2 protein-coding genes are annotated in these 1,238 nt (G+C 65.8%); one reads left to right on the top strand and one right to left on the bottom strand.

What is annotated here, in order from left to right:
* On the bottom strand, positions 1–187 hold a 187-nt coding region (locus tag ON44_RS51850; RefSeq protein WP_218007504.1), incomplete at its 3' end, for a hypothetical protein.
* A 309-nt stretch (positions 188–496) separates the two neighbouring features.
* On the opposite strand from ON44_RS51850, the gene ON44_RS01830 reads away from it, so the two are divergent.
* Positions 497–1,238, top strand: a 742-nt coding sequence (locus ON44_RS01830) for an EamA family transporter (protein ID WP_040686011.1), incomplete at its 3' end; no start/stop codon positions are given.

The raw sequence follows: 1,238 nt of genomic DNA, 5'->3' as shown, positions 1-1,238 counted from the left end.
CATACGCCAACACTGCCACCGACGGCCACGCTGCGACCAGGGCCATCGCAGGCACCAACGCCGCAGCATGCGCAGCTCCCGAACCCGGTAGCGAGACTGCGACCGCCGGTAATCCCGCACCGCCCGATCGCGCACCCGCAGCATCTGCCGACACGGCCACCGACGGCCACACTGCGACCAGGGCCATCGCAGGCACCGACGCCGCAGCATGCGCAGCTCCTGAACCCGGTAATGAGACTGCGAGCGCTGGCCTTCCCGCACCGCCCGATCGCGAACCCACGGCATGCGCCAGAACTGCAACCGGCGGCGACGCTGCGACCTTAGGCGTCGCAGGTGCCGATGCCGCGACAGCCCCGTGCTTGCCGGTGTTGTGGACCGGTCGCGCGGCGTCGGGAGCCGGGGAGTTGTGACTGTCGGGAACCATTAAGTAATGCTACATCGATGGTGCATATTTATTCGATTGTTCTTATTGGTTTCATTACCGACGATAAGGAACGTGACGAATCGTGACCGCTTGCTCGGGCTTACCGTTGTCCTGCTCTGGGGGCTGAACTTCATTGCTATTCGGGTGGGGCTGGACCACTTTCCGCCGTTCTTCTTCGCTGCGCTGCGGTTCGCGGTGATCGCCGTTCCGGTGCTGGTGCTCGTGCCGCGGCCGAAGGTGCCGCTGCGGTGGTTGCTGCTGTATGGGATCGGGTTCGGGATTCTGCAATTCGCCTTTCTGTTCAGCGCGATGCGCGCGGGCATGCCGACCGGACTGTCCTCGCTGGTGCTGCAATCCTCCGCGCCGTTCACGGTTGTCCTCGGTGCGCTATTCCTGCGGGAGCGGTTGCGGGTCACGCAGTTGCTCGGCATCGGCGTCGCCGTGGCGGGCATTGTGCTGATCGGGCTCGATCGCGCACAGCATGCGGCGCTGTTGCCGGTGCTGCTGACGCTGGCGGGCGGTCTCGGGTGGGCCTTCGGCAATATCGGCTCGCGTTTGGCCACGGCATCCGGCGAGGTCAACCCACTGCATTTGACGCTGTGGATGACGGTTGTGCCGCCGATCCCGATGTTCGTGCTGTCCGCATTCATCGAGGGACCCACGACCGGCCTGAATGCGTTGACCGATGTCACCTCCCCCGGCGGCTGGCACGCGCTGCTCGGCCTCGCCTACATCGTCGCGCTCGGCACCATCGCGGGCTCGGGCCTGTGGACCTACCTGATGAGCCGGTACCCGGCCAGCACAGTCGCCCCGA

It is taken from the genome of Nocardia vinacea NBRC 16497, from assembly GCF_000308835.1.
GTDB classification, from domain to species: Bacteria; Actinomycetota; Actinomycetes; order Mycobacteriales; family Mycobacteriaceae; genus Nocardia; species Nocardia vinacea.
The sequence above is the reverse complement of the archived record's forward strand: the minus strand, read 5'-3'. Positions and strand labels throughout refer to the sequence as shown.